General features: G+C 49.2%; 27 protein-coding genes and 1 pseudogene. 16 read left to right on the top strand and 12 right to left on the bottom strand.

The window, feature by feature from the left end; all coding sequences use genetic code 11:
- Positions 1 to 18 precede the first annotated feature (18 nt).
- Positions 19 to 1,068 carry a lipopolysaccharide heptosyltransferase II gene (waaF, locus tag G5S52_RS16465; protein ID WP_165015991.1) on the top strand — a complete coding sequence of 350 codons (1,050 nt, stop codon included), beginning with the start codon at positions 19 to 21 and terminating at the stop codon, positions 1,066 to 1,068.
- Positions 1,062 to 2,342, top strand: coding sequence for a lipid IV(A) 3-deoxy-D-manno-octulosonic acid transferase (gene waaA, locus G5S52_RS16460; protein WP_165015987.1), 1,281 nt, complete (start codon positions 1,062 to 1,064; stop codon positions 2,340 to 2,342). The genes waaF and waaA overlap by 7 nt, the downstream gene beginning before the upstream one ends.
- A gap of 18 nt (positions 2,343 to 2,360) precedes the next feature.
- On the opposite strand, the gene G5S52_RS16455 is transcribed toward waaA, so the two are convergent.
- Positions 2,361 to 3,083, bottom strand: coding sequence for a 3-deoxy-D-manno-octulosonic acid kinase (locus G5S52_RS16455; protein WP_165015984.1), 723 nt, complete (start codon positions 3,081 to 3,083; stop codon positions 2,361 to 2,363).
- A 198-nt stretch (positions 3,084 to 3,281) separates the two neighbouring features.
- On the opposite strand from G5S52_RS16455, the gene G5S52_RS16450 reads away from it, so the two are divergent.
- From G5S52_RS16450 to coaD, 4 genes are read left to right on the top strand one after another with little or no spacing between them, the layout of a single operon-like run.
- A complete protein-coding gene (locus G5S52_RS16450) occupies positions 3,282 to 4,349 on the top strand; it encodes a glycosyltransferase family 9 protein (RefSeq protein WP_165016336.1) in 1,068 nt (355 codons plus the stop codon).
- A gap of 2 nt (positions 4,350 to 4,351) precedes the next feature.
- Complete coding sequence (locus G5S52_RS16445) at positions 4,352 to 5,128, top strand: glycosyltransferase family 2 protein (RefSeq protein ID WP_165015981.1); 777 nt, start codon at positions 4,352 to 4,354, stop codon at positions 5,126 to 5,128.
- Positions 5,125 to 5,919 carry a glycosyltransferase family 2 protein gene (locus G5S52_RS16440; RefSeq protein WP_165015978.1) on the top strand — a complete coding sequence of 265 codons (795 nt, stop codon included), beginning with the start codon at positions 5,125 to 5,127 and terminating at the stop codon, positions 5,917 to 5,919. Before G5S52_RS16445 ends, G5S52_RS16440 begins: the two co-directional genes overlap by 4 nt.
- Entirely contained in the window at positions 5,916 to 6,398 is a 483-nt protein-coding gene (gene coaD, locus G5S52_RS16435) for a pantetheine-phosphate adenylyltransferase (protein ID WP_165015975.1), read from the top strand. The genes G5S52_RS16440 and coaD overlap by 4 nt, the downstream gene beginning before the upstream one ends.
- 30 nt (positions 6,399 to 6,428) lie before the next feature.
- Here coaD and mutM read toward each other — a convergent pair whose 3' ends face one another.
- From mutM to radC, 5 genes are all read right to left on the bottom strand, one after another.
- Positions 6,429 to 7,238 carry a bifunctional DNA-formamidopyrimidine glycosylase/DNA-(apurinic or apyrimidinic site) lyase gene (gene mutM / locus G5S52_RS16430; protein WP_165015972.1) on the bottom strand — a complete coding sequence of 270 codons (810 nt, stop codon included), beginning with the start codon at positions 7,236 to 7,238 and terminating at the stop codon, positions 6,429 to 6,431.
- Positions 7,239 to 7,242: 4 nt separating this feature from the next.
- A complete protein-coding gene (locus G5S52_RS16425) occupies positions 7,243 to 7,749 on the bottom strand; it encodes a hypothetical protein (protein ID WP_165015969.1) in 507 nt (168 codons plus the stop codon).
- A gap of 168 nt (positions 7,750 to 7,917) precedes the next feature.
- Positions 7,918 to 8,085: a 50S ribosomal protein L33 gene (rpmG, locus tag G5S52_RS16420; protein ID WP_002535344.1), complete on the bottom strand. Its 168-nt coding sequence runs from the start codon at positions 8,083 to 8,085 to the stop codon at positions 7,918 to 7,920.
- A gap of 13 nt (positions 8,086 to 8,098) precedes the next feature.
- On the bottom strand, positions 8,099 to 8,335 hold the full coding sequence (gene rpmB, locus G5S52_RS16415; protein ID WP_046307935.1) for a 50S ribosomal protein L28: 237 nt from the start codon (positions 8,333 to 8,335) through the stop codon (positions 8,099 to 8,101).
- 287 nt (positions 8,336 to 8,622) lie between these two features.
- On the bottom strand, positions 8,623 to 9,297 hold the full coding sequence (gene radC / locus G5S52_RS16410; RefSeq protein WP_165015967.1) for a RadC family protein: 675 nt from the start codon (positions 9,295 to 9,297) through the stop codon (positions 8,623 to 8,625).
- A 224-nt stretch (positions 9,298 to 9,521) separates the two neighbouring features.
- Between radC and coaBC the strand changes: the two genes are divergently transcribed.
- The 3 genes from coaBC (at position 9,522) to slmA (ending at position 12,020) form a co-directional block, all read left to right on the top strand.
- Positions 9,522 to 10,745: a bifunctional phosphopantothenoylcysteine decarboxylase/phosphopantothenate--cysteine ligase CoaBC gene (coaBC, locus tag G5S52_RS16405; protein WP_165015964.1), complete on the top strand. Its 1,224-nt coding sequence runs from the start codon at positions 9,522 to 9,524 to the stop codon at positions 10,743 to 10,745.
- Positions 10,746 to 10,765: 20 nt separating this feature from the next.
- Complete coding sequence (gene dut / locus G5S52_RS16400; RefSeq protein WP_165015961.1) at positions 10,766 to 11,221, top strand: dUTP diphosphatase; 456 nt, start codon at positions 10,766 to 10,768, stop codon at positions 11,219 to 11,221.
- A gap of 208 nt (positions 11,222 to 11,429) precedes the next feature.
- Positions 11,430 to 12,020, top strand: a complete 591-nt coding sequence (slmA, locus tag G5S52_RS16395; protein WP_002535349.1) for a nucleoid occlusion factor SlmA — start codon at positions 11,430 to 11,432, stop codon at positions 12,018 to 12,020.
- 91 nt (positions 12,021 to 12,111) lie between these two features.
- On the opposite strand, the gene G5S52_RS16390 is transcribed toward slmA, so the two are convergent.
- The 3 genes from G5S52_RS16390 to rph all read right to left on the bottom strand — a co-directional run bounded on the left by G5S52_RS16390 (position 12,112) and on the right by rph (position 14,099).
- Complete coding sequence (locus G5S52_RS16390; RefSeq protein ID WP_205743944.1) at positions 12,112 to 12,342, bottom strand: hypothetical protein; 231 nt, start codon at positions 12,340 to 12,342, stop codon at positions 12,112 to 12,114.
- A gap of 286 nt (positions 12,343 to 12,628) precedes the next feature.
- Complete coding sequence (pyrE, locus tag G5S52_RS16385; RefSeq protein WP_002535351.1) at positions 12,629 to 13,270, bottom strand: orotate phosphoribosyltransferase; 642 nt, start codon at positions 13,268 to 13,270, stop codon at positions 12,629 to 12,631.
- A 112-nt stretch (positions 13,271 to 13,382) separates the two neighbouring features.
- The gene (gene rph, locus G5S52_RS16380) at positions 13,383 to 14,099 is read right to left on the bottom strand and encodes a ribonuclease PH (RefSeq protein ID WP_165015955.1); all 717 of its coding nucleotides are present in this window, start codon (positions 14,097 to 14,099) and stop codon (positions 13,383 to 13,385) included.
- Between the two features lie 180 nt (positions 14,100 to 14,279).
- On the opposite strand from rph, the gene G5S52_RS16375 reads away from it, so the two are divergent.
- The 6 genes and pseudogenes from G5S52_RS16375 (at position 14,280) to recG (ending at position 21,306) form a co-directional block, all read left to right on the top strand.
- Positions 14,280 to 15,143, top strand: a complete 864-nt coding sequence (locus G5S52_RS16375) for a YicC/YloC family endoribonuclease (protein ID WP_165015952.1) — start codon at positions 14,280 to 14,282, stop codon at positions 15,141 to 15,143.
- Between the two features lie 154 nt (positions 15,144 to 15,297).
- Positions 15,298 to 15,918, top strand: a complete 621-nt coding sequence (gene gmk, locus G5S52_RS16370; RefSeq protein WP_165015949.1) for a guanylate kinase — start codon at positions 15,298 to 15,300, stop codon at positions 15,916 to 15,918.
- A gap of 94 nt (positions 15,919 to 16,012) precedes the next feature.
- On the top strand, positions 16,013 to 16,288 hold the full coding sequence (gene rpoZ, locus G5S52_RS16365) for a DNA-directed RNA polymerase subunit omega (protein ID WP_002535357.1): 276 nt from the start codon (positions 16,013 to 16,015) through the stop codon (positions 16,286 to 16,288).
- A 24-nt stretch (positions 16,289 to 16,312) separates the two neighbouring features.
- Positions 16,313 to 18,420: pseudogene (spoT, locus tag G5S52_RS16360) on the top strand (bifunctional GTP diphosphokinase/guanosine-3',5'-bis pyrophosphate 3'-pyrophosphohydrolase).
- A 73-nt stretch (positions 18,421 to 18,493) separates the two neighbouring features.
- On the top strand, positions 18,494 to 19,186 hold the full coding sequence (gene trmH / locus G5S52_RS16355; protein ID WP_165015946.1) for a tRNA (guanosine(18)-2'-O)-methyltransferase TrmH: 693 nt from the start codon (positions 18,494 to 18,496) through the stop codon (positions 19,184 to 19,186).
- 38 nt (positions 19,187 to 19,224) lie between these two features.
- The gene (gene recG, locus G5S52_RS16350) at positions 19,225 to 21,306 is read left to right on the top strand and encodes an ATP-dependent DNA helicase RecG (RefSeq protein WP_165015943.1); all 2,082 of its coding nucleotides are present in this window, start codon (positions 19,225 to 19,227) and stop codon (positions 21,304 to 21,306) included.
- 45 nt (positions 21,307 to 21,351) lie between these two features.
- On the opposite strand, the gene G5S52_RS16345 is transcribed toward recG, so the two are convergent.
- From G5S52_RS16345 to ompR, 3 genes are all read right to left on the bottom strand, one after another.
- Positions 21,352 to 21,723, bottom strand: a complete 372-nt coding sequence (locus tag G5S52_RS16345; RefSeq protein ID WP_002535365.1) for a GntR family transcriptional regulator — start codon at positions 21,721 to 21,723, stop codon at positions 21,352 to 21,354.
- 139 nt (positions 21,724 to 21,862) lie between these two features.
- The gene (gene envZ, locus G5S52_RS16340) at positions 21,863 to 23,206 is read right to left on the bottom strand and encodes a two-component system sensor histidine kinase EnvZ (RefSeq protein WP_002535366.1); all 1,344 of its coding nucleotides are present in this window, start codon (positions 23,204 to 23,206) and stop codon (positions 21,863 to 21,865) included.
- A 3-nt stretch (positions 23,207 to 23,209) separates the two neighbouring features.
- On the bottom strand, positions 23,210 to 23,926 hold the full coding sequence (gene ompR, locus G5S52_RS16335) for an osmolarity response regulator transcription factor OmpR (RefSeq protein WP_002535368.1): 717 nt from the start codon (positions 23,924 to 23,926) through the stop codon (positions 23,210 to 23,212).
- 239 nt (positions 23,927 to 24,165) lie between these two features.
- On the opposite strand from ompR, the gene greB reads away from it, so the two are divergent.
- Positions 24,166 to 24,651, top strand: a complete 486-nt coding sequence (gene greB / locus G5S52_RS16330) for a transcription elongation factor GreB (RefSeq protein ID WP_039849440.1) — start codon at positions 24,166 to 24,168, stop codon at positions 24,649 to 24,651.

Below are 24,651 nucleotides of genomic sequence, written 5' to 3'. Positions count from 1 at the left end.
CTATGAGCTCACATTGATATGAAAAAAATCTTGGTTATTGGCCCTGCTTGGGTAGGAGATATGGTGATGTCGCAGGCACTCTATATCGAACTCAAAAAACATCACCCTGATAGCCAGCTAGATGTTATGGCGCCTGACTGGTGTCGGCCTCTTCTCGAACGAATGCCGCAAGTTGATAAGACTATCGCGATGCCACTTGGCCATGGAGCATTAGCCTTGAATGTTCGCCGACATTTGGGTAGAGAGCTGCGCCAAGAAAAGTACGACTGTGCCTACGTTTTGCCTAATTCCGCAAAATCCGCACTTATCCCTTGGTTTGCGAAAATCCCCCTTCGCATTGGCTGGCGAGGAGAAATGCGCTATGGCCTACTCAACGATTTGCGGCCGAATAAAAAAGCTTTTTCCTTAATGGTTGAACGCTATATCGCCCTGGCTTACCCACGTGAAGACATGATTGACAGTTCCAGTTTGCCCGGATTGTCTAGGCCAAAACTGAATATTGATACGAAACTACAGCGAAAAGCTATTGAAAAATTCACCCTGCAACTCAACCGGCCCGTTGTCGGCCTGTGTCCTGGCGCAGAATTTGGTCCGGCCAAACGTTGGCCAGAATATCATTTTGCAGAAACGGCCCAAAGACTCATAGACATGGGTTTTCAAATTTGGTTGTTTGGTTCAGCAAAAGACAAGGAAGTAACGTCAAAAATTGTCGCCAGCTTAGATGAGAACCAACAAAAGTATTGCTCTAATCTAGCGGGTAAAACCAGTTTAACTGAAGCGATCGACCTGCTTGCTTTGTGCGGTACTGTGGTTAGTAATGACTCAGGACTCATGCATATCGCCGCTGCGGTCGGTTGTCGTTTGGTTGCTTTGTATGGTTCTACTTCTCCGGGTTATACACCACCTCTGGCGGAACATGTCGCAGTGTTACATACAGACATTGAGTGTCGACCTTGTTTTTCTCGCGAATGCCCAAAGGAACACCTTAAATGTCTGGCCGAATTAGAACCGGCTCGGGTGCTTAACGAGATTATCAGGCTAAACCCTATAGAGGTCGACGCGTGTTAGCCCGCTTTATCTACACACTATTACTAGCTATCGTTAGCCCAGTATTACTCTGGTCTCTTTACCGAAGACGCACTAACAAGCCTAGAATTGGTAATCGCTGGAAAGAGCATTGGGGTTATACTCCCACCTTGCAAGGGAAAAAACCTTTGTGGATACATGCTGTTTCAGTCGGCGAAGTTCTGGCTGTTTCACCATTAATTAGAGAACTTAAGCAAAAAGAGCCATCACTTCCGGTTTTACTCACCACAACGACAAGTACAGGAGCAGTGCAAGCTGAAAAGCTTGGTACGTTAGTCGAGCACCGCTACATGCCTATCGATTTTAGTCATTGCATTAACCGCTTTCTTAAAACAGTAAAACCCCGAGCTTTGATAATAGTAGAAACCGAACTTTGGCCCAATACACTGCATACAGTCCATCAGAATGGCATTCCAGTTACAGTTATCAATGCACGTCTTTCTGAGCGTTCTGCATCCGGCTATCGTAAAATCCAACCTCTGTTTAACGTAATATCAAATTCGCTAAGTGAGGTACTCTGCCTGCACCAAGACGACAAGCAGCGCTTTATCCAACTTGGAGTAGATGGAGCCAAAGTTTATGTGAGTGGCTCGATTAAATATGATCTATCTATTACCCCAGAAACACTGATCAAAGGACAACGTTTACGCTACCTTTTGGGCCCAGATAGGCCTATCTGGATTGCAGCTAGTACGCATAAAGGTGAGGATGAAAAGATGCTAAATATACATCGACGTATTCTCGAAAAAAGCCCTAATACACTTCTTGTCCTAGTTCCGCGTCATCCTGAGCGTTTTGATGACGTCGAGAGGCTTTGCCACCAGCAAGCACTTCAAACAGTGCGGCGTAGCCACACAGATGAAAAGGTGACAGCTCAAACTCAAGTGTATCTGGGTGACACCATGGGTGAGCTGCTCGTTATGCTTGAGTGCGCTGACATTACGGTCATGGGCGGCAGTCTGATAGGAGACAAGGTTGGGGGGCACAACCTATTAGAACCTGCAACATTAGGAAAACCCAGTCTGATTGGTCCAAGCTTTTTTAATTTTACTGATGTCACCAATCAGCTTTCAGATGCAGGGGCAACCAATGTCTGTGCGGATGAAACAGTTATTGCCGAAAGACTTTTTGAGTTATTTACTAACCCTCAAAAACGTTTAGCGATGTCAATTGCAGCCGAAGAAGTAGTGCAAAAGAACAAGGGGGCGATTGCCTTTACGATAGATCATATACTATCTCGCGTTTCAAAATGCTGATGGCACGAATGACAAGGCTTATTTAAAGCCGCTTGATCTATACCCATCAACTAGCCAGCCCCAGTGGTTGGCTTCATCAAACTTAATCCCAGCTTTGCTCTTTTCTTTTAAGAACGAGCGCAATAGTCGGTTTAAGTTGGTCTGTTTCCAACTATTACCTTTACGCAGCCCACACTTATCAAAATCGATTAGCCAAACTCGGTTATTATCATCAAGCAAAATATTGTGGGCATTCAAGTCAGTGTGGCAAACACCAGCGTGATGCATCTTTGCAACCTCTTTTCCAATCGCAAACCAGATGTGCGGAGTCAAGTCCGTATCTGCAAGCACTTTGACAAGATCTTTAGCATTTTGGATCAATTCAACGAGAATATCTGCGCGATAGGACAGCAAACCTGCTTTACTTGCTTTGGCAGCAACAGGCTGAGGAACATTCACTCCAGACTCACGAAGGTGTCGTAAAAGAACGAACTCCTGATAACATCGCGTATTTTTCCAACCACTAAACCAATATTGATCGGAAACCAGTTTTCCAAACAAACCTCCACGATGGTAGTGGCGGAGTGCCATAGGTAAGCGCTCGCCCTGTACAAACAACGTTATTCCTCGCCCTCTGGCAGAGCCAATGACTTTACTGTTCTGCTCCCAAAAAACTGGCTCAAAAGCTGATGCAGCATCACACTCCGATAATAGCGCCCCGTCAAACCACACTTGGCAATCGGGCAACGTTTTCTGATCCATTTACTTTCTCTTATCGATATATTGCAATAACTTACTCTGATAACAGTAACCAGATATCAGTGGCGCAGTTTATCCTCTCGAATCCAAACATTGTAAGCGATACAATGTTGCTGAATAAAGGTGGGAAGACGGTAACTTATCCCCCATACAAATTCACTCATATTTACTGCTTCGCTGCTCAAGGATACTATGAAACCTTTGTTTTCTGATGCTCCAAAATCAATTTGTATTCTTCGCCTATCCGCGATTGGTGATGTTTGCAACGCTATTGCGGCAGTTCAAGCCATTCAGAGTTACTGGCCCGAAACTCAGATAACTTGGATTACAGGCAAACTCGAAGCACAACTTCTTGATTCAGTGAAAGGCATACGGGTAATTGTCTTTGATAAAAAATCAGGTTTTAATGCCTACACCTCAGTATGGAAGCAGTTGGAGGAGGAAACGTTTGATGCCCTTCTGCACATGCAATACGCGATACGCGCGAGTGTAGTTAGCTTGGGTATAAAAGCAACATATACCCTCGGGTTTTCGGCTGATCGTAGCCAAGACTTCCAAACACTTTTTACCAATGTAAAAGTCCCATCACCAAAATCGAATCATGTCGCAGATGGTTTCATGGCATTCGCCTATAAGTTAGGTGTTAAAGATATGGTACCTAATTGGACACTTGAATACTCAGAAGCAGATAAACACTGGGCGCGCAGCAAGATGCACAACAAAAAGCCCAATCTACTGCTTGTACCTGGGGCATCAAAAGCATACAAAAACTGGAATGCGGCAGGTTATGTCAGCGTAATCAACCATGCCCGTAACAATGGATGGCATGTCATTTTGGCGGGTAGTCCCTCTCAGGTGGAAGTAGAACTGGCTAATGACATTCAGTCAATATTAGAGAAACCTTGTGAGAGTCTTGTGAGTCGGTCGAGCCTTTTGCAAATGCTGGCACTTATCGACAATGCCGACCTCGTTATTGCGCCTGATACAGGTCCAGTGCATATGGCAAACGCGATGAGCACCCCTGTTATTGGACTCTATGCACACCATAATCCGAAGAGAGTAGGTCCTTATCGTTACCTCAAATATACGGTATCTGTATACGAGGAGGCTGTTTTTTCTGAGACAGGAAAGACCCCGCAGCAACTTAACTGGCGAACTAGAGTTAAAGATAGTAATGCAATGAGCCTTATCAGCAGTGTTAGCGTTATTTCAATGTTTGATGCAGTATCAAAAGACTTATCTTTGCAACTAGAAAATGAAAGGATATAACCTTGGATAAACCTACGCTTGCAGTTGCATTAATTGTCAAAAATGAAGCTCAACACCTTAATGCTTGCCTCTCTTCGGTTGCCGGTTGGGTAGATGAGATTGTGATTCTTGATTCAGGAAGTACCGATGAGACGGAAGACATAGCCCGACGTTATACAGATAAGTTTTATGTTTCAGAGGATTGGCCAGGGTTTGGCATCCAGCGACAGCGTGCACAGCAATATGTCACCTCCGATTATGTGCTTTGGCTTGATGCTGATGAGCGCGTAACTCCAGAACTAAGAACTGCAATTCTGGAAGCCACGGCACTCCCGAAAGATAACACTGTCTATCAAATTAATCGTTTGAGCAGCGCTTTTGGTCAGTTCATCCATCACTCCGGCTGGACGCCAGATTGGTTAACTCGTCTCTATCCAACTTCGCTTACAACTTACAACGATGCATTGGTTCATGAGAAAGTGATTGAAGTACCTAAAACGCAAGTAAAAAAGCTAAACGGGAACTTGTTACACTATACCTATGACAACCTTCATCATTATATCGGAAAAACTACAGGCTATTTGCGCAGTTGGGCTGATGAGAGAGAGGGAACGAAAAAATCAAGTCTATCTAAGGCTCTGATTCATGCCTTTGCAGCATTTTTAAAGATGTATGTCCTAAGATGTGGTTTTCTTGACGGTCGCCGTGGTTTCATTTTGGCATGGCTAACCATGCATTCAACCTTCGTAAAGTATGTCGATCTTTGGCTAAGAGAACAAAAACATAAGGAAAATATGTGAAAGTCTCCTTAATCATTGCTACCTACAACTGGGAGCAAGCCTTAGCAGCAGTTTTGCACAGCCTAAAACTTCAATCCAAACTACCTGATGAGGTCATCATCGCCGATGATGGTTCAAAAGAAGCAACAGCAAATCTCATTGCAGATTGCGCTAAAGACTTCCCAGTACCTTTGATACACAGTTGGCAGCCTGATGATGGTTTTCGACTTGCGGAAAGTCGAAACCGCGCTTTTGCTAAGGCAACAGGTAACTACTACATCATGATTGATGGCGACCTAATTCTTCCCCCTCGGTTCATAGAAGACCATATTATTAATGCTAGACCCAATCAATTCATACAGGGAGGTCGCGTTATCATGGAACCAAATTGTTCCGAAAATACGCTCTTGACAAGAAAACTTCCCAGTCTGTTATCTAAAGGTATAAGAAATCGTCACAACTCAATTTCGAATCGCTTCATTAGTGGTTTGTTTTCTAAGATTTCAAACTCAGATAAATCAACACGTGGCTGCAATATGTCTTTTTGGGCAGATGATTTTAAGCGCGTCAATGGTTTTAATAATGACTTTGTGGGTTGGGGCCGTGAGGACAGTGAGTTTGTCCACCGTATGTTAAACAGTGGCATTAACCGACTTTATCTAAAGTTTGCTGGAGCTGGCTTCCATATCTATCATGACGAAAGTCCTCGTGAATCACTGCCAGCTAACGACATAATCCTGACCAATACCGTTGAACACAAACTCAAACGCTGCCAAAACGGCGTAGATAAGTTTATCGAGCATACATTATGACAACCAGAGTCATCTATCCCGGTACATTCGATCCCATCACTAACGGTCACGTAGATCTCATAGAACGCGCTGCAGCAATGTTTAGCCATGTTGTGGTTGGTATCGCTGCCAGCCCAAGCAAAAAGCCCCTGTTTGATCTTGAAGAGCGCGTCCAATTGGCAAAAGCGGTAACCGAGCATCTCGACAATGTCAGTGTGGTGGGTTTCTCCGGCCTTTTGGTGGACTTTGCCAAGCAATACAACGCGAACATTCTGGTTCGCGGATTGCGCGCAGTCTCCGATTTCGAATATGAGTTTCAGCTAGCGAATATGAATCGCCGTTTGATGCCTGAACTTGAAAGCGTCTTTCTCACGCCTTCGGAAGAAAACTCGTTTATCTCTTCCACGCTAGTGAAAGAAGTGGCTCTTCATGGTGGCGACACCAGTGGTTTCGTTCATCCCAAAGTGCTCGAAGCATTGAAATCTCAACTGAAGAAATAACAACGATAAAGCCCGCTAAAGCGGGCTTTATTATTTTTGGCACTCGGGGCAAAACACCGTATTTCGCTGCCCTATCTTCACACTGTCAAGTTCAGTGCCACACACCGGGCACGGTTTTCCTTGTCTGCCATACACCAACAACTCTTGCGCAAAGTAGCCTGGCTTGCCATCAGCTTGAGTGAAATCTTTCAGCGTCGTGCCACCTTGTTTGATGGCAGTTGCCAAAACGTCTTTGATGTCTGCCACCAGTATATTGGCTTCTTCGAGGCGAAGTTGTCCTGCTGGACGCTGTGGGTGGATTCTAGAGGTGAACAGAGATTCATTGGCGTAGATGTTCCCCACCCCGACGACGACGGCGTTATCCATAATAAATTGCTTAATCGCCGTGCGTTTCCCCTGCGCCTTTTCAAACAGATATTCACCAGTAAACGCGTCAGTGAGTGGCTCTGGACCCAATTTTTCCAAAGCGGGATGGTCTCCGCCCTTTTCCTGCCAAAGCCACGCGCCAAATCGACGTGGATCGTTGTAGCGAATTACTTTTCCATTGGAGAGGTGTAAATCGACATGATCGTGCTTATCCGGCTCTGCCGCCTGTGGCAATACCCGTAAACTGCCTGACATTCCTAAATGCACCAGCGCATAGCCAATATCCGTTTCCAGTATCAAGTACTTTGCGCGGCGTTTCACTGCACGAATTGTCTGGCCTTCGATATCAAATAAGGTGTCCGGAACAGGCCAACGTAGTTTGGACTGTCTGACCTCCAGTTTGGTAACCACCTGATCCGTCGCATGGGGCTTAATACCCATACGGCTCACTTCAACTTCCGGTAATTCTGGCATCCTGCTAATTCTGGTTGGCGAATGGGAACAGGTAGTTTGGATCAACAGAGACCGCAAGCCAACGGTTTTCCCAGTTTTGAATGAGCCAGAATTGAGGCAATTGATAATAGGTCAGACGTAAAGGCTCGACAGCTTCACCTCTATCCACCACCAAAGTCGCCGGTTCACGAAGACCAGGTTTTAACTTGTCATAGGTGTCTGTGTCGATTTCTGTGCCAGACAGGTTAATCCATCGGTTTGCCAATTCAGTGGCTGAGATAGACAGCTTTCTATCGGTTTGCCATGGCATGGCATTGGTGAGGGTGAATTTCGGAAAACGCAGTGCTTTGACTTCCACATCGGATGGCATCAAAGCAATGATCCCATCAGGTAGTACCTGCTCAACCGATTGTTCGGCCTCACTTTCTGCCAGCTGGCTTCTAAGGTAGGTTGGCAGGTTTATCAGTGTGATAAACGCCAAAATCCCCAAGATAAGGAAATTGTTGAATGTTCTGCGGGACGGTGTAGCCATCGCTCACTCTCAGTATCTTCAATCGTCATTCAAAGTGTACACCTAAACAGACTAAAAATACTCGCATTCAAAAGTCATCAAGCTGTTTGGATATCTATCGAAGTCTCTGATTTACGGATATAAAAAAACCCAGCCAAAGCCGGGTTCTTTATCAGAGGCGAAAACCAATTACTTGATTTTTGCTTCTTTGTACATAACGTGTTGACGAACAACTGGATCAAATTTCTTGATCTCGAACTTGCCCGGCATGTTACGTTTGTTCTTATCAGTAGTGTAGAAGTGACCAGTACCAGCAGATGATACCAGGCGGATCTTCTCGCGAATGCCTTTAGCCATTCTTTAAGTCCTCTTAAACGTTCTCACCACGGGCACGGATATCTGCCAGAACAGAATCAATACCTTTCTTGTCGATGATGCGCATACCTTTAGGGGTAAGACGCAGTTTAACGAAGCGGTTTTCGCTTTCTACCCAGAAACGATGAGTTTGCAGGTTCGGCAGAAAACGACGCTTGGTGGCGTTATTAGCGTGAGAGCGGTTGTTACCAACTACAGGACGCTTGCCAGTTACTTGGCATACTCGTGACATGAATGTCTCTCCAAATCGTTTCAGCTCGATATCAACCTTGTCCGCCAGTCCTGCAAACAAGGTCAGGCTCTACGTCAAGGCTATCAAAGGTGGCGCATTATACTAACTGTCTTTCCATTGCTCAAGTCCCGAGCAGATCCTTTTGACAGTTTTTGATCGTTTTTTAGCAACCTAGGTGACGTTGACCTGAGGTAAACCTCACTCACCCCCAGAAAAAACGCCATGTTAGCGGCTTTCTACCGAATTAGAGAAAAGGTGTTAAAGACGACCAGAGTACCGAAATACCCTTAAATCCAACCACGTTCGGCGAAGGATACCACGTCCCCATCCCCAATCACCATATGGTCGAGCAAACGAATGTCCACTAAAGCTAAAGCATCGCCAATTCTGTTGGTGATATGACGGTCTGCTGTGCTGGGTTCAGCGATACCCGAAGGGTGATTATGGGCGAGAATCACTGCATTGGCGCCTACATCGAGACAACGTTTTACCACTTCTCTCGGATATACATTGGCGGAATTGATTGTACCTTCAAACAAAATCTCGTCTTTTATAGGGCGATTCTGATTATCAAGGTAGAGCACGAGAAAGGCTTCCCTTGGGCGGTCACGCAGTTTGCAGGAAAGGTATCTGGCGGTATGTGACGGACTGGAAAGTGCATCCTCCCTCGCCAACGTTTCACCTAGGTGACGTTTGCTAAGCTCCAACACGGCCTGAAGTTGGGCATATTTCGCAGAACCCAGCCCTTTGCGTTCACTGAATTGTTTCAGTTCAGCCTGCATTAACCCTCTAAGTGAACCAAAATCTTCTAAAAGGTAGCTAGCAAGTTCAATCGCATTCATGCCCTTAACACCGGTGCGCAAGAAAATGGCAAGAAGCTCTGCATTGGTGAGCGACTCTGGGCCTCTCGCCAACAACTTCTCACGTGGCCGACACTCTTCAGGCATATTTTTTAGCGACATGACATTCTCAGTGAAAGAAAACCCCGAGCGTCGCTTTCACCATTAAAACCGTCAACATCATCATCAAAACGCTGCGATAGACTTACAAACTCGGCAAGTTTGAGTGGCTACGTATTTACATTTCGAACGTGAATAATATCGCTTTCACATTCGTCGAGCGTAACAGGCGCTTTCCCGGTCTTTTGTGTTATCTTTCCTCTCATTATCCATTGGCTAAATTAGTTATGGCTCAGAAAATCACTCAGACCCTGTCGGGCAAACGGATTGTTTTAGGTATCGGTGGCGGTATTGCGGCTTATAAATGTGCCGATCTGACGCGTCGCCTGATTGAACGTGGCGCTGACGTTCGCATTGTCATGACTCACGCAGCGAAAGAATTTATCACCCCGCTGACCATGCAGGCAGTCTCTGGCCACCCTGTGTCTGACAGCTTGCTCGACCCTGCTGCTGAAGCCTCAATGGGTCATATCGAAATTGCGAAATGGGCAGATTTGGTATTGTTGGCACCTGCCACTGCTGACCTAATTGCCCGTGTGGCGGCAGGCATAGGCAATGATCTTCTGACGACCCTTTGCTTGGCAACAGATGCACCAGTTGCGATTGCGCCCGCCATGAACCAGCAAATGTACCGCGCGGTTGCCACGCAGGAAAATCTCGCGACATTGAAACGACGCAGCCACCCAATTTGGGGGCCAGCAAGCGGTGAACAGGCCTGTGGTGATATTGGCCCAGGTCGCATGCTAGAGCCGATGCAGTTAGTCGGTTTGGTTGAAGACCACTTCACCGAAGGAGACCTCTCCGGCACTTCTTTTCTCATTACCGCAGGGCCAACCCGCGAAGCCATTGACCCGGTGCGTTACCTCACCAATCACAGCTCAGGGAAAATGGGCTATGCGATCGCAGAAGCGGCCGCTAAACGGGGCGCAAGTGTCACTCTAGTCAGTGGCCCAGTGAACCTGCCAACACCAAATGGCGTTAACCGAGTGAATGTCGAAAGCGCGCAAGAGATGCATGACGCGGTTCACGCCCACGCTCCTAAACATCACATTTTCATCGCCTGTGCGGCGGTCGCTGATTTCAGGCCTGCCAATGTGGCCGACCAGAAGATGAAAAAGCAAGATGGCGAAGATGACATGACGATCACGCTTGTCAAAAACCCTGACATCGTCGCTTCTGTTGCTTCACTGGAAGAGAATCGCCCGTTTACCGTCGGCTTTGCTGCTGAGACCCAGGATGTAGAACAGTACGCACGCGGTAAACTTCAGAAGAAGAATCTGGATTTGATTTGCGCCAATGACGTCTCTCTGGAAGGGCAAGGCTTTAACAGCGACCAGAATGCACTGCACCTATACTGGCCAAAAGGCGATAAAGCACTGCCTCTGGCGAGCAAATCAGATATTGGCAACCAGCTTGTCAGCGAAATTACAGCACTCTACAACATCAAATAAGTAAACAGCGGAACTAGGTTATGAAAAAAATCGATCTGAAAATCCTCGACCCACGCGTCGGTAACGAATTCCCACTCCCTGCATACGCGACAGAAGGCTCTGCAGGTCTGGACCTTCGCGCCGTGCTGGATACCCCGCTGACACTGGAACCAGGCCAAACGGAACTTCTTCCGACAGGTCTTGCTATCCACATTGCTGACCCTTCACTGGCAGCAACCATTCTTCCACGTTCAGGCCTTGGCCATAAGCACGGCATCGTGCTGGGCAACCTGGTAGGCCTCATAGATTCAGATTATCAAGGCCAGCTCATGGTTTCTTGCTGGAACCGAGGCAACACAACCTTTACCATTGAGCCAGGTGAGCGTATTGCGCAACTGGTTTTTGTGCCAGTTGTACAAGCCCAGTTCAACATTGTTGAAGACTTCGACGCGACCGAGCGTGGTGCCGGAGGATTTGGACACTCTGGTACAAAATAACAGCGTTAACCCGGTGAAATATCTGAAAAATGCCACAGAAGTGTGGCGTTTTTTATGCCGCATTCACGGTTTCGGGAATTACTGTAGGCTTCACCTGCAATCAAGGTGCATTATTCTTTTAATACAGAGAGGCCGTCGTTAATATAGCGGCTCTTCAGCCTAGATTTCGGGTCAGTGACCCCAAGAACAATAAAGGAACCATCTATTCATGGCTGGCCAAAAAAAGCAGAATCGCAGAGAGGAAATCCTCCAGGCCCTGGCTCAAATGCTGGAGTCCAACCAGGGCAGTCAACGCATTACCACCGCCAAACTTGCCGCGCAGGTAGGCGTTTCTGAAGCCGCGCTATACCGACACTTCCCAAGTAAAGCACGCATGTTCGAAGGCTTGATAGAGTTTATCGAAGAGTCACTGATCACCCGTATCAACCGCATCCAAAGTGATGAAAAAGATACGATGACCCGTTTACGCTTGATCCTACAATTGCTGTTAGTTTTCGGAGAGCGTAATCCGGGACTGACACGCATCATGACAGGACATGCCTTGATGTTTGAGCAGGACAGGCTGCAAGGTCGCATCAATCAGCTATTCGAAAAAATCGAGAGCCAACTGCGTCAGGTGCTGCGTGAGCGCCGCCTTCGTGAAGGTAAAGGTTTCCCAGTTGATGAGAATGTACTGGCAGCTCAGCTTCTCGGTCAGGTAGAAGGTAGCCTCAACCGCTTCGTGCGTTCAAACTTCAAATACGCGCCGACTGCGGAGTTTGACCAGTACTGGCAGCTTCTGAGCGCTCAACTGAATTGATTGTGCTGCGAAAAGCAGAAAAGAAGGCTGCATAATGCAGCCTTCTTTATTTGTTGTAGCAAACGGCCAACTCATTGCCGTTTACCACATGTTAAACATGCAGATTATCTACGCACACATGGAAGTCACTGGCTGTACCGCATTGGGTCACTTCTTCTTTTGAGTAACCAATGTCCATGCTGGTCTTGGATTGCTGCTCATTCAGCTGAGCAACACAAGAGTGGAATTGTGTTGAATTAGCACAAGCTTGCGTCTCTTCCAATGTATACCCCGCCTGCGCTCCAGCAGTAAACAAACCGAAAGTCATTAGTGTCGCTACCATTACTTTTTTCATAGTTTCTTCTCCGACTTAGCAGTGTGTAGGGTGCAGCAAAAGCGTTTTGTGATTCGCTGTGCCGCTTTGATGAGTTCATAATACTCACTGACGCTGAACAAATACTGAACAAATGCAACAATGATCACGTTTTTTCATGCAATTATTTTTCTATCTGCATGATGACCACGGTTCTCCAAGGCAAACAGCTCCCTTCAAAGCAGTAACATCTCAAGTAGAAGATACAAAAAAGCCCGCACAAAAGCGGGCTAAATAAAAGGTGCGAGCATAACGGCTAGATACCGTATTCCGCGCGATATGCTTTTACTGCATCCAATTGTTCTGGGTTGCCGCCCTGCTCTTCCAGATACGTCACCAGATCGCCAAGGCTGATGATAGACACCACCTGACAGCCAAAGTCTCGCTCGACTTCCTGAATAGCAGAAAGCTCGCCTTTACCGCGCTCTTGACGGTCAATCGCCACCAGAACACCAGCCAAATCAGCACCGTTTGCCTGAATGATTTCCATCGACTCGCGAATCGCTGTGCCTGCGGTGATCACATCGTCCACCAGCATCACACGGCCTTCCAGCGCGCTACCGACCAGATTGCCACCTTCACCGTGGTCTTTGGCTTCTTTACGGTTAAAACAGTAAGGCGTGTCCACATCGTGATGTTCAGCCAGCGCAACCGCAGTGGTAGTCGCAATGGGAATGCCTTTGTACGCAGGGCCAAACAGCAGATCGTATTCAATACCCGCATCAACCAGCGCTTCAGCATAGAAACGGCCCAGACGCGCCAAATCCCTGCCTGTGTTGAACAGACCGGCATTAAAGAAGTAAGGGCTCTTACGACCTGACTTCAAAGTGAATTCACCGAACTTCAAGACTTCTTTTTCCAATGCGAATTCGATGAACTGACGCTGATAGGCTTTCATTTTCTCTCCTGTCGAACAAAAGTCGGCTAGCTTGCCGGTTTTACCTGAGGCGCATCCGCCTCGCTTAAAACTAGGTTAAAAAAAAGCGGCTCCAATAGAAGCCGCTTTCTCATCAATCAATTAACGATGCTTTCTGAATCGCTACAATGTCCTGAATACCTTGGGTTGCCAGAGACAACATGGCATTAAGCTCATCGGCAGTGAACGGTTCCGCTTCTGCAGTACCCTGCACTTCAATCATGCGGCCATCTTCCAGCATCACTACGTTCATATCCGTGTCTGCTGCGGAGTCTTCCACATATTCCAGATCGCAGATTGGTGTACCTTCAAAGATACCCACAGAAACCGCGGCAACATGACCTTTCATTGGGTTCTCTACCAGTTTGCCTTCACTCACCAGCTTGTTCAGCGCATCGGCCATCGCCACGCTTGCGCCAGTAATCGATGCAGTGCGGGTACCACCGTCAGCCTGAATAACATCACAGTCAACGGTGATAGTGAAATCACCCAGCTTTTCAAGGTTCACAGCAGCGCGCAGGCTACGGGCGATCAGGCGCTGGATTTCCATAGTGCGGCCGCCTTGCTTACCGTTTGCCGCTTCACGACGGTTACGGGTGTGGGTTGCACGTGGCAGCATACCGTACTCAGCGGTCACCCAGCCTTGTCCTTTCCCTTTCAGAAAGCGCGGCACGCCTTCTTCAACGCTTGCGGTACAGATAACTTTGGTATCACCAAACGCCACCAGCACAGAACCTTCCGCATGGGCGGTAAAATGACGGGTAATTGTGACTGGACGAATTTGACCAACTTCTCTGCCGCTAGGACGCATAGGACTCACCTGTTTATAAATGCTGAATTTCGTTAACCGGCGATTATAACGGCTTCACCTTTTACACGCTAATACAATGCGGTCTTGTCTGCTTTTTTCTTCCGTTTCCCTTCATGCTGCTGACATAAAAGGCAGCGACTGCGTATAATCATCACAACTTTCATCAATGAGTGAACTTCAATGATCCACAGTATGACTGCCTACGCCCGTCGGGAAATCAAGGGCACATGGGGCACAGCCGTTTGGGAAATCCGCTCGGTTAACCAACGTTACCTCGAAACCTATATCCGCATGCCAGAGCAGTTCCGTGGCCTTGAACCTATCATTCGTGAGCGATTCCGTTCCCGTCTTGCCCGCGGCAAGGTGGAATGCAATCTGCGCTTTGAAGCCAATCAGTCAGCTAACACTGAGCTTAAAATCAATGAAGAATTGGCAAAACAAGTGATTCACGCGGCAAAGTGGATCAAAGAAATGTCCGGCGAAGGCAATATTGGTCCTTTCCAGGTACTGCAGTGGCCGGGTGTGATGGAAACCCCAGAGCAGGACATGGATGTGATCAACAAAGCCTTGCTGGAAGGTTTCGACAAAACCGTTGACGATTTCATCGCTGCACGTGCCAGCGAAGGCGACAACATGAAAGCGCTGATTGAACAGCGTTTGGAAAGCATTGCCGCTGAAGTAGTGAAAGTACGCGCGAAAATGCCGGAAATCCTGCAATGGCAACGTGAACGCCTCCTTACAAAGCTGGAAGAAGCGAAAATCGAACTGGACGCTAACCGCGTGGAACAGGAAATCATCTTGCTGGCTCAGAAATCTGATGTTGCGGAAGAGTTGGATCGCCTAGACTCTCACGTATCAGAAACCAAGAAAATTCTGAAAAAAGGTGGCGCTTGTGGTCGTCGCCTGGACTTCATGATGCAGGAATTCAACCGCGAGTCGAACACGCTGGCTTCGAAATCTATCAGCACGGACATCACCGCTTCTGGCGTTGAACTGAAAGTGCTGATCGAGCAGATGCGCGAGCAAATCCAAAACATCGAGTAATCGATACGAAAAGCTGAAAAGCCCGGTCTTTGTGCCGGGCTTTTTGTTCCCGCTTTAGGTTGCTGCCATTATTGGGTTATCCTAAAAGTGGAATTCAATTTTTGTGCGGGTCATGGTACCCTGCGCGCCCTTTAACCTCACAGTGATCAAGACCATGAGCCAAGGTACGCTTTACATCGTTTCAGCGCCAAGTGGTGCCGGTAAATCAAGCCTGATTTCGGCATTGCTGAAAGACAATCCTCGTTACGACATGAAAGTGTCTGTTTCTCACACCACCCGTGCATCTCGTCCGGGCGAAGAGAACGGAGTTCACTACCACTTCGTGTCAGTTGACGACTTTAAAGCGCTGATCGAACAAGAAGCCTTCCTGGAATACGCCGAAGTATTCGGTAATTTCTATGGCACATCACGCCTGTGGATTGAAGAAATGCTGTCAAAAGGCGTCGATATTTTTCTCGACATCGACTGGCAGGGTGCTCAGCAAATTCGCGAGAAAATGCCGAACGCAAAAAGCATCTTCATTCTGCCGCCAAGCCGTGAAGAGCTTGAGCGCCGCCTGAATGCGCGCGGTCAGGACTCTGATGAGGTCATCGCAAAACGCATGGAAGAAGCCCGTTCTGAGATCTCTCACTATAACGAGTATGATTACGTTATCGTGAACGATGATTTCGATGTGGCCCTGATGGACATCAAAGCCATCCTTCGCGCCGAGCGAATGAAGCAAGACAAGCAATACAGCCGTCACCATGACATGATCGACAGGTTGTTGGACTAATAAGCATCGCTATTGAAAGATGTTTGTTGTTTAGGTCAGTTCGCTTTTGTATAATTTTCGGTCATTTTGATTTTATTACTTACTGGAGTTCTTCATGGCACGCGTAACCGTTCAAGACGCTGTTGAAAAAATTGGCAACCGCTTCGATCTAGTATTGGTAGCAGCTCGTCGCGCACGCCAAATGCAAACTGGTGGTAAAGACTCACTGGTTCAGGAAGAGAACGATAAGCAAACTGTTATCGCTCTGCGTGAAATTGAGGAAGGCCTGATCACTAAAGAGATCCTGGATGCACGTGAGCGCCAAGAGCAGCAAGAACAAGAAGCTGCAGAAATGGCTGCTGTAAGCACCATCACAGGTACTCTTCGCTAATCTAACTTCAGGGAAACAGGCAGATTGTATCTCTTCGATAGCCTGAAAGAAGTCGCAGCACAATACTTGCCGGAGTCGCACTTAGAGGCACTCCGGCAAGCGTATTTGGTCGCGCGAGATGCCCACGAAGGGCAAACCCGCTCAAGCGGGGAACCATACATCATCCACCCTATCGCTGTTGCCCGTATTCTTGCGGAGATGCGCCTTGATCACGAAACCTTGATGGCAGCCCTGCTGCATGATGTGATTGAAGATACTGACGTCACCAAAGAAGACCTCCAGCAACGTTTTGGCGATACTGTTGCCGATCTGGTCGATGGCGTCTCCAAGCTCGATAAGCTCAAATTCCGCGACCGTCAGGAAGCGCAGGCGGAGAACTTCCGCAAAATGATCATGGCCATGGCCCATGACATCCGCGTAATCCTTATCAAACTCGCTGACCGCACGCACAACATGCGTACATTGGGTGCATTGCGTCCAGACAAACGTCGCCGCATTGCCCGCGAAACCCTCGAGATTTTCTCGCCACTGGCGCACCGTCTGGGTATCCACAACATCAAAGTGGAACTTGAAGAGCTTGGCTTTGAAGCCCTCTACCCGACCCGATACCGCGTATTGCGCGAGGTAGTGATTCATGCGCGCGGCAACCGCAAAGAGATGATCCAGAAAATCCACGCCGAAATTGAAGGCGCCTCCAGGATGCGGGTATCAATGCCAAGGTGTTGGGTCGTGAGAAGAACCTCTACTCCATCTACAACAAGATGAAGAATAAGGAGCAGCGCTTCCACACCATCATGGATCTCTACGCTTTCCGCGTGATTGTCGATTCGGTGGATACCTGTTATCGCGTGCTGGGGCAAATGCACAACCTGTATAAGCCGCGCCCGGGACGCATGAAAGACTACATCGCGGTACCGAAAGCGAACGGCTACCAGTCGCTTCATACCTCTATGATCGGCCCTCACGGTGTCCCTGTAGAAGTACAAATCCGTACCGAAGACATGGATCAGATGGCGGACAAAGGTGTTGCGGCACACTGGGCATACAAAGATGGTGCAGACCGTGCTGGCGGCGGTGGCACCACCGCACAGGTGCGTGCGCAGCGTTGGATGCAAAGCCTGCTGGAACTTCAGCAAAGTGCAGGTAGCTCGTTTGAGTTTATCGAAAGCGTGAAATCAGATTTGTTCCCGGACGAGCTGTTCGTGTTTACGCCGAAAGGCCGCATCGTTGAAATGCCTGTTGGCGCAACCGCTGTGGACTTCGCTTATGCCGTGCATACGGACGTCGGTAACTCTTGCGTCGGCGCGAGGGTGAACCGTCAGTCTTACCCACTCAGTCAACCGCTGAAAAACGGCCAGACCATAGAGATCATCACTGCCCCTGGCGCGCGTCCAAACGCGGCGTGGCTCAACTATGTGGTGACGTCCCGTGCGCGTACCAAGATTCGTCAGGTACTGAAAACCAAGCGTCGCGAAGAGTCTGTGATTCTGGGTCGCCGTCTTCTGAACCACGCCCTTGGCGAGAAGAATATTCAGGACATCGAGCAGGAAAACATCGACAAGGTCTTGCACGATCTCAAGCTCGACAGCGAGGAAGATCTGCTGGCAGATATCGGTGCCGGTGAGCTGATGAGCGTGGTGATTGCCAAGCGTCTGCTTGGTGATGCTGACAGCCTGGAAGAGCAAGGCGGATGCCTGCCAATCCGTGGCGCTGAAGGTATCTTGCTGACTTACGCGAACTGCTGCCGTCCTATTCCGGGCGATCACATCGTCGGACACGTCAGCCCAGGTAAAGGGCTGGTCATTCACCGTGAAGAATGTGCCAACATCCGCGGTTATAGTCAGGAGCCAGACAAATATATGTCTGTCGAATGGGGTGATGACATTGATCAGGACTTTGCGACCGCACTGCGTGTTGACATGCTCAACCACCAGGGCGCACTGGCCGATTTGACCAACACGATTGCCGCGACAGGCTCTAACATTCAGGGTTTGACGACGGAAGAGCGCGATGGCCGTCTGTACACGATTTACGTGAAACTCACGACTCATAACCGTGTCCATCTGGCAAACATCATGCGCCGTATCCGTATCATGCCGAATGTGGTGAAAGTCAGCCGTCAGAAGAATTAATGCACTGACAGTGCTAACTGTTAAGTCTTTAACGCCCGCCCTTGCGGGCGTTTTTATAAACGAGAAAAACACCATGACACCAGAACGTTTTGCACGCATCCATGAAGTATTGGCTACCCGCCAGCCGGACCTTACTGTGTGCATGGAAGAAGTCCATAAACCCAACAACATCTCCGCCATTATCCGCACTGCCGATGCTGTTGGTGTTCATCAGGTTCATGCCGTCTGGCCGAAAGACAGTCAAATGCGCGCATTAGGCGGCACTTCTGCGGGCGCACGCAACTGGGTGGACGTTGTTACCCATGACAACACGCCAGAGGCATTTGAAACCCTGAAAGCCAAAGGCATGCAGATTCTGGTGACCAACCTGTCTGATACCGCCGTCGATTTCCGCGAGATTGACTACACCAAGCCGACCGCCATCGTGATGGGTCAGGAAAAGACCGGCATCAGCAAGCAAGCGCTTGAATTGGCTGATCAAGACATCATCATTCCCATGATAGGTATGGTACAGTCACTGAATGTATCGGTCGCCAGCGCGCTGATTTTGTATGAAGCGCAGCGCCAACGCCAAAACGCAGGCATGTACCGGCGTACACGCACTTTGATCCCACAAGCGGAAGTTGACCGCATCATCTTTGAGCGTGGTCACCCTGTGTTGGCAAAAGTCGCCAAACGTAAAGGCCTGCCTTACCCGGATTTGGATGAAGAAGGCCAAATCGTTGCTGATGAAGCCTGGTGGGCCAAGATGCAGGCAGCAAAATAAGCCTGCAATCGTATTGATTTAGGAGAGATGAACACACCATGCGCGCGTCAATGCTGGATGCCGTTCCCGTTACCTCGCTGACTGGAGTCGGCGGCAAAATGGCAGAGAAGCTGGAAAAGCTGGGGCTTTTCACGGTGCAGGATCTGCTATTCCATCTCCCCTACCGCTATGAAGACCGCACCCGTATCTGGCCTATCATGAGTCTGATGCCGGGCCAACATGCCACCGTTGAAGGTGAAGTGGTTAGCAACAACACTGTCTTTGGGCGTCGCCGTATGCTGACGGTGAAAATCACAGACGGTAACGGCTCGCTCACGCTGCGTTTTTTCAACTTCAATGCTGCAATGAAAAACAGTCTTGAACAGGGCAAGCGCGTCAAAGCCTATGGTGAAATCAAACGCGGTCAGGGTGGCCTTGAAATCATCCATCCCGAATACAAAGTCTTCTCCGAGCCCACTGAGCTTTCGCTGGAAGAAACCCTGACACCGGTTTACCCAACCACAGAAGGCCTTCGCCAGCTGACGCTGAGAAACCTGACCGATCAGGCGCTTGAGTTGCTCGAAGGTGCTGCGGTGCAGGAACTCTTACCGGAAGGCTTGTACGACAGGCAAATCACCCTGCGTGATGCGCTGAAAATCCTGCATCGCCCGACGCCAGATATTTCGGTGACCCAGTTGGAGAAGGGTGAACACCCGGCTCAGAAGCGCCTGATCCTAGAAGAACTGTTAGCGCAGAACCTCTCGATGCTCGCGGTTCGCAGCAAGTTGCAGCAAGATCCGACATTTTCGCTGCCGCCTTCAACCGAGTTAAAACCAAAGCTCTTGGAATCCTTGCCATTTACGCCAACGGGCGCGCAGTCCCGCGTGGTGGCCGATATTGAACGTGACATGGGGCTGGAAAAGCCCATGATGCGTCTGGTACAGGGTGATGTGGGCTCAGGCAAAACCTTAGTGGCTGCACTCGCTGCATTGCAGGTGATTGAGCAAGGCTATCAGGTTGCTTTGATGGCACCGACGGAGCTCCTTGCTGAGCAGCATTCGATCAACTTTGCCAACTGGCTGGAGCCTTTGGGCATTTCCGTTGGTTGGCTCGCAGGCAAACTGACAGGCAAAGCCAAAGAAGCAGAACTTGCGAAAATCGCCAGCGGCGAAGCCAAAATGATAGTGGGCACCCACGCCCTTTTCCAAAAGCATGTCGAGTTCGACAAACTTGCGCTTGTCATCATCGATGAGCAGCATCGCTTTGGCGTCCACCAGCGCCTTGAGCTTCGCGAGAAAGGGATGAAGCAAGGCATTCATCCTCACCAGCTCATCATGACTGCTACACCTATTCCACGTACGCTGGCGATGACCGCCTATGCCGATCTCGATACCTCCATCATCGACGAGCTGCCACCGGGAAGAACGCCGATCCAAACGGTTGCCGTACCGGATACCCGACGCATCGACATCATTAATCGTGTCCACGCGTCCTGCTTGGAAGAAGGACGTCAGGCTTATTGGGTGTGTACACTGATTGATGAGTCTGAAGTGCTGGAAGCGCAAGCTGCTGCAGAAACGGCCGATGATTTGGCGCGTGCCCTACCCGACCTAAAAATCGGTCTGGTACATGGCAGGATGAAAGCGGCAGAAAAGCAGGAAGTGATGCAGGCTTTTAAATCCGGTGAGCTTCATCTTTTGGTCGCCACCACAGTGATCGAAGTCGGCGTGGATGTGCCAAACGCCAGTCTGATGATCATCGAAAACCCAGAGCGTCTCGGTCTGGCGCAACTTCACCAGCTTCGTGGCCGTGTCGGACGTGGTTCGGTCGCTAGCCACTGTGTGCTTTTGTATCACGCACCGCTATCAAAGACCGCTACACAGCGCTTAGGCGTGTTGCGTGAAAGCAGTGATGGTTTTGTGATTGCTCAGCGCGATCTGGAAATTCGTGGCCCAGGTGAGCTCTTGGGCACCAAACAAACGGGGATGGCAGAGTTTAAGATTGCCGACTTGGTCCGCGATCAGAAACTCATCCCTGAAGTGCAGAAGCTTGCGTTGTATTTGCACCAAAACTATCCGGACAACGCCAAAGCCATTATCACCCGTTGGCTTGGTAACAACGACAAATACAGCAACGCATAAAAAGGGCGGATATCCGCCCATTCTTCATTCAGCCAATGTTGCTAATCAGTCTTCCCAATACTGCATCACCAGCGCCATCACTTCTGATTTGCTGTAACCGACTTCCCGGGCATCATCAATCAGCGCTTTCAGCGTCGGCTCTATAAACCCGAAGCGATCTTCCATTCGGCCTTGCAACCCTTGCCGCGCGACAATCATGCCCACGCCGCGCTTGCGCTCTAACCAGCCTTCTTCTTCCATGTTTTGGTAGCAACGTGAAATCGTCATCGGATTGATATTCAACTCTGCGGCTAACTTTCTGACAGAAGTCAGCTTCTCCCCGGGGATGAGCGTTCCGGCCACAATCTGACGCTGAATCTGCGTCATCAATTGTTTGAACTTCGGGGACGGATCCTGCGGGTCGATGACTATCTTCATGTTTCATCTCTGCTGTATCGGCGCTGTATTACAGTATTAGCAGATGATTCAAATATGAGACAAGTTTATGGACTGTTTTTCATATCAAAAAATAAAAAACGCGGATTCAAGATCCGCGTTTTTATCGGTAAAGATGCTTCTAACGCCGCTTTCTCGGCTGGCGTTTAGCCACTGGCAAGACAATTTGCGCCCGCAAACCGCCCTGTGAACGCTGGCTGAGTTTTAGCGTGCCGTTATGCTGCTCAGTAATACGCTTGACGATGGCAAGTCCAAGGCCAGTGCCTTCACTGCCCCGCGCGGTGTCACCACGGGTAAAGGGCTGCAATACTGTGTCAATCTGATCGGCTGCGATACCCGGTCCATTATCTTCCACCGCAATCCACTGATGTCGACGGTCAGCAGAAGTACCGGTACTGATTTTGACCCAACCGCCACCATAGCGCACTGCATTCACCACCAAGTTAGTCACCGCACGACGGATAGCCACTTCGTTAGCATCCAGCTTTCCAACCAGCTCGCCTTTAGATACTTCAAGGTCATGTCCTGTTGCACCATCAGCGACAGACACATCTTCGGCCACCACATTCAGGTCAATCTCTGTCATGTCCTGAAGCTGAACCGAACGCAAGTAATCCATAAACTGGTTGATGATTTCATTACACTCTTCGGTGTCTTTAATCATGCTCTCAGCCAGATAACTGTCTTCCGGCGACATCATTTCGGTCGCCAGACGAATCCGGGTCAATGGCGTACGGAGATCATGGCTAACACCTGCCATCAGCAGTGCCCTATCTTCCTCCAGTTTGCGAATGCCTTCGCTCATCTGATTAAACGCTTTCGTCACCGCACGGATATCTGACGCACCGCGTTCTGGTAAAGGTTCCGGGAATTTCCCGTGTCCGACATCCTGCGCCGCACGTTCCAGTGCCGCCAATGGTCGGTTCTGCACTTTAATAAACATCCAGCCGCCACCGATCACCAGTAAGGCGATAAACATGGAATAGAAGAACAGGGGCTGGAAGTCATCCTGATGCAGCTCCGAGAGCGGTATCCGCATCACGTAACCGGGGAACGCCTCACTTTCCAGCCAGAGCACATAGTTCTTCGACTCCAGACTGATGCGCGCTTCCGTCGGAGCACCGAGCTTTTCGGACATGTCCGCACTGAGGTAATCCACTGACGCGGCGTTATCAAACTCCTCCATCATCGCTGGCTCATCGTCATCATGCATGGTGACACCAAGCTTTTCGAGTAACTGGCGACGTAACAGTTCATCCATGTGATAAACCTTGCCGTTCGATAACAGCAAATCGTCATCCAGCATGACTTCGATTTCATGAGCGAGGATTTTGTTGAACTGTTTGATGCTTGGCAGCAAGGCGTAATTGAGGATAGTGAGGTAGGAGAAGATCTGGCTGGCAATCAGAAGGCCAGCCAGCACCACGAGCGTACGGGCAAAGTTACTGCGTGGGGAGAAGCGCATTAATTAGGCTTCTCCGTCCGGTACGAACACGTAGCCCAGACCCCAAACGGTCTGAATATAACGAGGTTTGCTTGGATCTTCTTCAATCATGCGGCGAAGTCGCGAGATTTGAACGTCAATCGAACGCTCCATCGCGGAGTACTCACGGCCACGCGCCATGTTCATCAGTTTGTCGCGGGACATCGGCTCACGGGCATTGGTCACCAATGCTTTCAGTACGGCAAACTCACCTGATGTCAGCGTCAGTGGCTCATCGTTACGGAACATTTCGCGGGTGCCCAGATTCAGACGGAACTGACCAAACTCGACAATTTTTTCTTCACTGGAAGGCGCACCCGGAGCTTCTACCGTCTGACGACGAAGCACTGCACGAATACGTGCCAGCAGTTCACGTGGGTTGAAGGGTTTCGGCAGGTAATCGTCAGCACCCACTTCCAGACCCACGATGCGGTCAATTTCGTCGCCTTTTGCCGTCAGCATCAGGATCGGCAATTGATTGTTCGCCTGACGCAGGCGGCGGCAGATGGAGAGGCCATCTTCACCCGGCAACATCAGGTCCAACACCATCAGGTGGAAATTCTCACGAGAGAGCAAACGGTCCATTTGCTCGGCATTCGCCACACTGCGCACCTGAAAACCTTGCTCAGACAAGTAACGCTCGAGCAGCGAGCGAAGACGCATATCATCGTCAACAACCAGGATCTTATGATTATCTTGCATGACTTACCTTTCTCTCCGTGTGGTGGAAATGCCACCAATAATAAATTCGGACTCTGATATAAAACATCAGAGTAACGTCCTGTGGGAAGAAAAACTGTTACCAGTTGTAACCCTGCCCCAGAAAATTGAATGCGAAATTCGTGCCTCAGCTTAACGTTGCCGGGCAGCTTCGCTTTAATCATGGCAGCAAAGCGGTTATAACTCTTGCCGGAAAACGAAACAATCGCTCGGAAAGCAGAATGAAAAAAACCGATTTGGTCACCCGGGAAGGCTACAACAAACTCAAACAAGAGCTCGATTACCTCTGGAAAGAGCGCCGCCCGGAAATCACCAAGATTGTCTCTTGGGCCGCCAGTCTTGGCGACCGTTCAGAAAACGCGGATTACACTTACAACAAGCGCTTGCTGCGCGAGATAGACCGCCGCGTCCGCTACCTCCGTAAACGTCTCGAAATCCTGCGTGTGGTCGATTATAGCCCTCAACAGGACGGTAAGGTGTTTTTCGGTGCCTGGGTCGATATCGAAAACGAAGATGGCGACACTCTCTCCTTCCGTATTGTCGGTCCCGACGAAATTTATGGCCGGAAAGACTACATTTCTATCGACAGCCCTATGGCGCGCGCTTTGATTAAAAAAGAAGTGGATGACGAAGCGGTGGTGACCACACCGGAAGGGCCAAAAGTCTGGTACGTCAACAGTATCCGCTACCAGCAAGACGAACACTAA

The organism is Grimontia sedimenti (assembly GCF_011045095.1).
In the GTDB taxonomy this organism is placed as follows: Bacteria; Pseudomonadota; Gammaproteobacteria; order Enterobacterales; family Vibrionaceae; genus Enterovibrio; species Enterovibrio sedimenti.
The sequence above is the reverse complement of the archived record's forward strand: the minus strand, read 5'-3'. Positions and strand labels throughout refer to the sequence as shown.

Bases quoted from the DNA above. Each gene is read 5' to 3' on its own strand.
- radC (WP_165015967.1), bottom strand. From the start codon at position 9,297: ATGTCGCTAAAAAATATGCCTGAAGAGTGTCGGCCACGTGAGAAGTTG.
- gmk (WP_165015949.1), top strand. From the start codon at position 15,298: ATGAGCCAAGGTACGCTTTACATCGTTTCAGCGCCAAGTGGTGCCGGT.
- coaD (WP_165015975.1), top strand. From the start codon at position 5,916: ATGACAACCAGAGTCATCTATCCCGGTACATTCGATCCCATCACTAAC.
- rpmB (WP_046307935.1), bottom strand. From the start codon at position 8,335: ATGTCACGAGTATGCCAAGTAACTGGCAAGCGTCCTGTAGTTGGTAAC.
- waaF (WP_165015991.1), top strand. From the start codon at position 19: ATGAAAAAAATCTTGGTTATTGGCCCTGCTTGGGTAGGAGATATGGTG.
- G5S52_RS16375 (WP_165015952.1), top strand. From the start codon at position 14,280: ATGATCCACAGTATGACTGCCTACGCCCGTCGGGAAATCAAGGGCACA.
- pyrE (WP_002535351.1), bottom strand. From the start codon at position 13,270: ATGAAAGCCTATCAGCGTCAGTTCATCGAATTCGCATTGGAAAAAGAA.
- rpmG (WP_002535344.1), bottom strand. From the start codon at position 8,085: ATGGCTAAAGGCATTCGCGAGAAGATCCGCCTGGTATCATCTGCTGGT.
- slmA (WP_002535349.1), top strand. From the start codon at position 11,430: ATGGCTGGCCAAAAAAAGCAGAATCGCAGAGAGGAAATCCTCCAGGCC.
- G5S52_RS16455 (WP_165015984.1), bottom strand. From the start codon at position 3,083: ATGGATCAGAAAACGTTGCCCGATTGCCAAGTGTGGTTTGACGGGGCG.
- greB (WP_039849440.1), top strand. From the start codon at position 24,166: ATGAAAAAAACCGATTTGGTCACCCGGGAAGGCTACAACAAACTCAAA.
- G5S52_RS16390 (WP_205743944.1), bottom strand. From the start codon at position 12,342: ATGGTAGCGACACTAATGACTTTCGGTTTGTTTACTGCTGGAGCGCAG.
- rpoZ (WP_002535357.1), top strand. From the start codon at position 16,013: ATGGCACGCGTAACCGTTCAAGACGCTGTTGAAAAAATTGGCAACCGC.
- G5S52_RS16425 (WP_165015969.1), bottom strand. From the start codon at position 7,749: ATGGCTACACCGTCCCGCAGAACATTCAACAATTTCCTTATCTTGGGG.
- ompR (WP_002535368.1), bottom strand. From the start codon at position 23,926: ATGCAAGATAATCATAAGATCCTGGTTGTTGACGATGATATGCGTCTT.
- dut (WP_165015961.1), top strand. From the start codon at position 10,766: ATGAAAAAAATCGATCTGAAAATCCTCGACCCACGCGTCGGTAACGAA.
- envZ (WP_002535366.1), bottom strand. From the start codon at position 23,206: ATGCGCTTCTCCCCACGCAGTAACTTTGCCCGTACGCTCGTGGTGCTG.
- rph (WP_165015955.1), bottom strand. From the start codon at position 14,099: ATGCGTCCTAGCGGCAGAGAAGTTGGTCAAATTCGTCCAGTCACAATT.
- trmH (WP_165015946.1), top strand. From the start codon at position 18,494: ATGACACCAGAACGTTTTGCACGCATCCATGAAGTATTGGCTACCCGC.
- recG (WP_165015943.1), top strand. From the start codon at position 19,225: ATGCGCGCGTCAATGCTGGATGCCGTTCCCGTTACCTCGCTGACTGGA.
- G5S52_RS16345 (WP_002535365.1), bottom strand. From the start codon at position 21,723: ATGAAGATAGTCATCGACCCGCAGGATCCGTCCCCGAAGTTCAAACAA.
- coaBC (WP_165015964.1), top strand. From the start codon at position 9,522: ATGGCTCAGAAAATCACTCAGACCCTGTCGGGCAAACGGATTGTTTTA.
- mutM (WP_165015972.1), bottom strand. From the start codon at position 7,238: ATGCCAGAATTACCGGAAGTTGAAGTGAGCCGTATGGGTATTAAGCCC.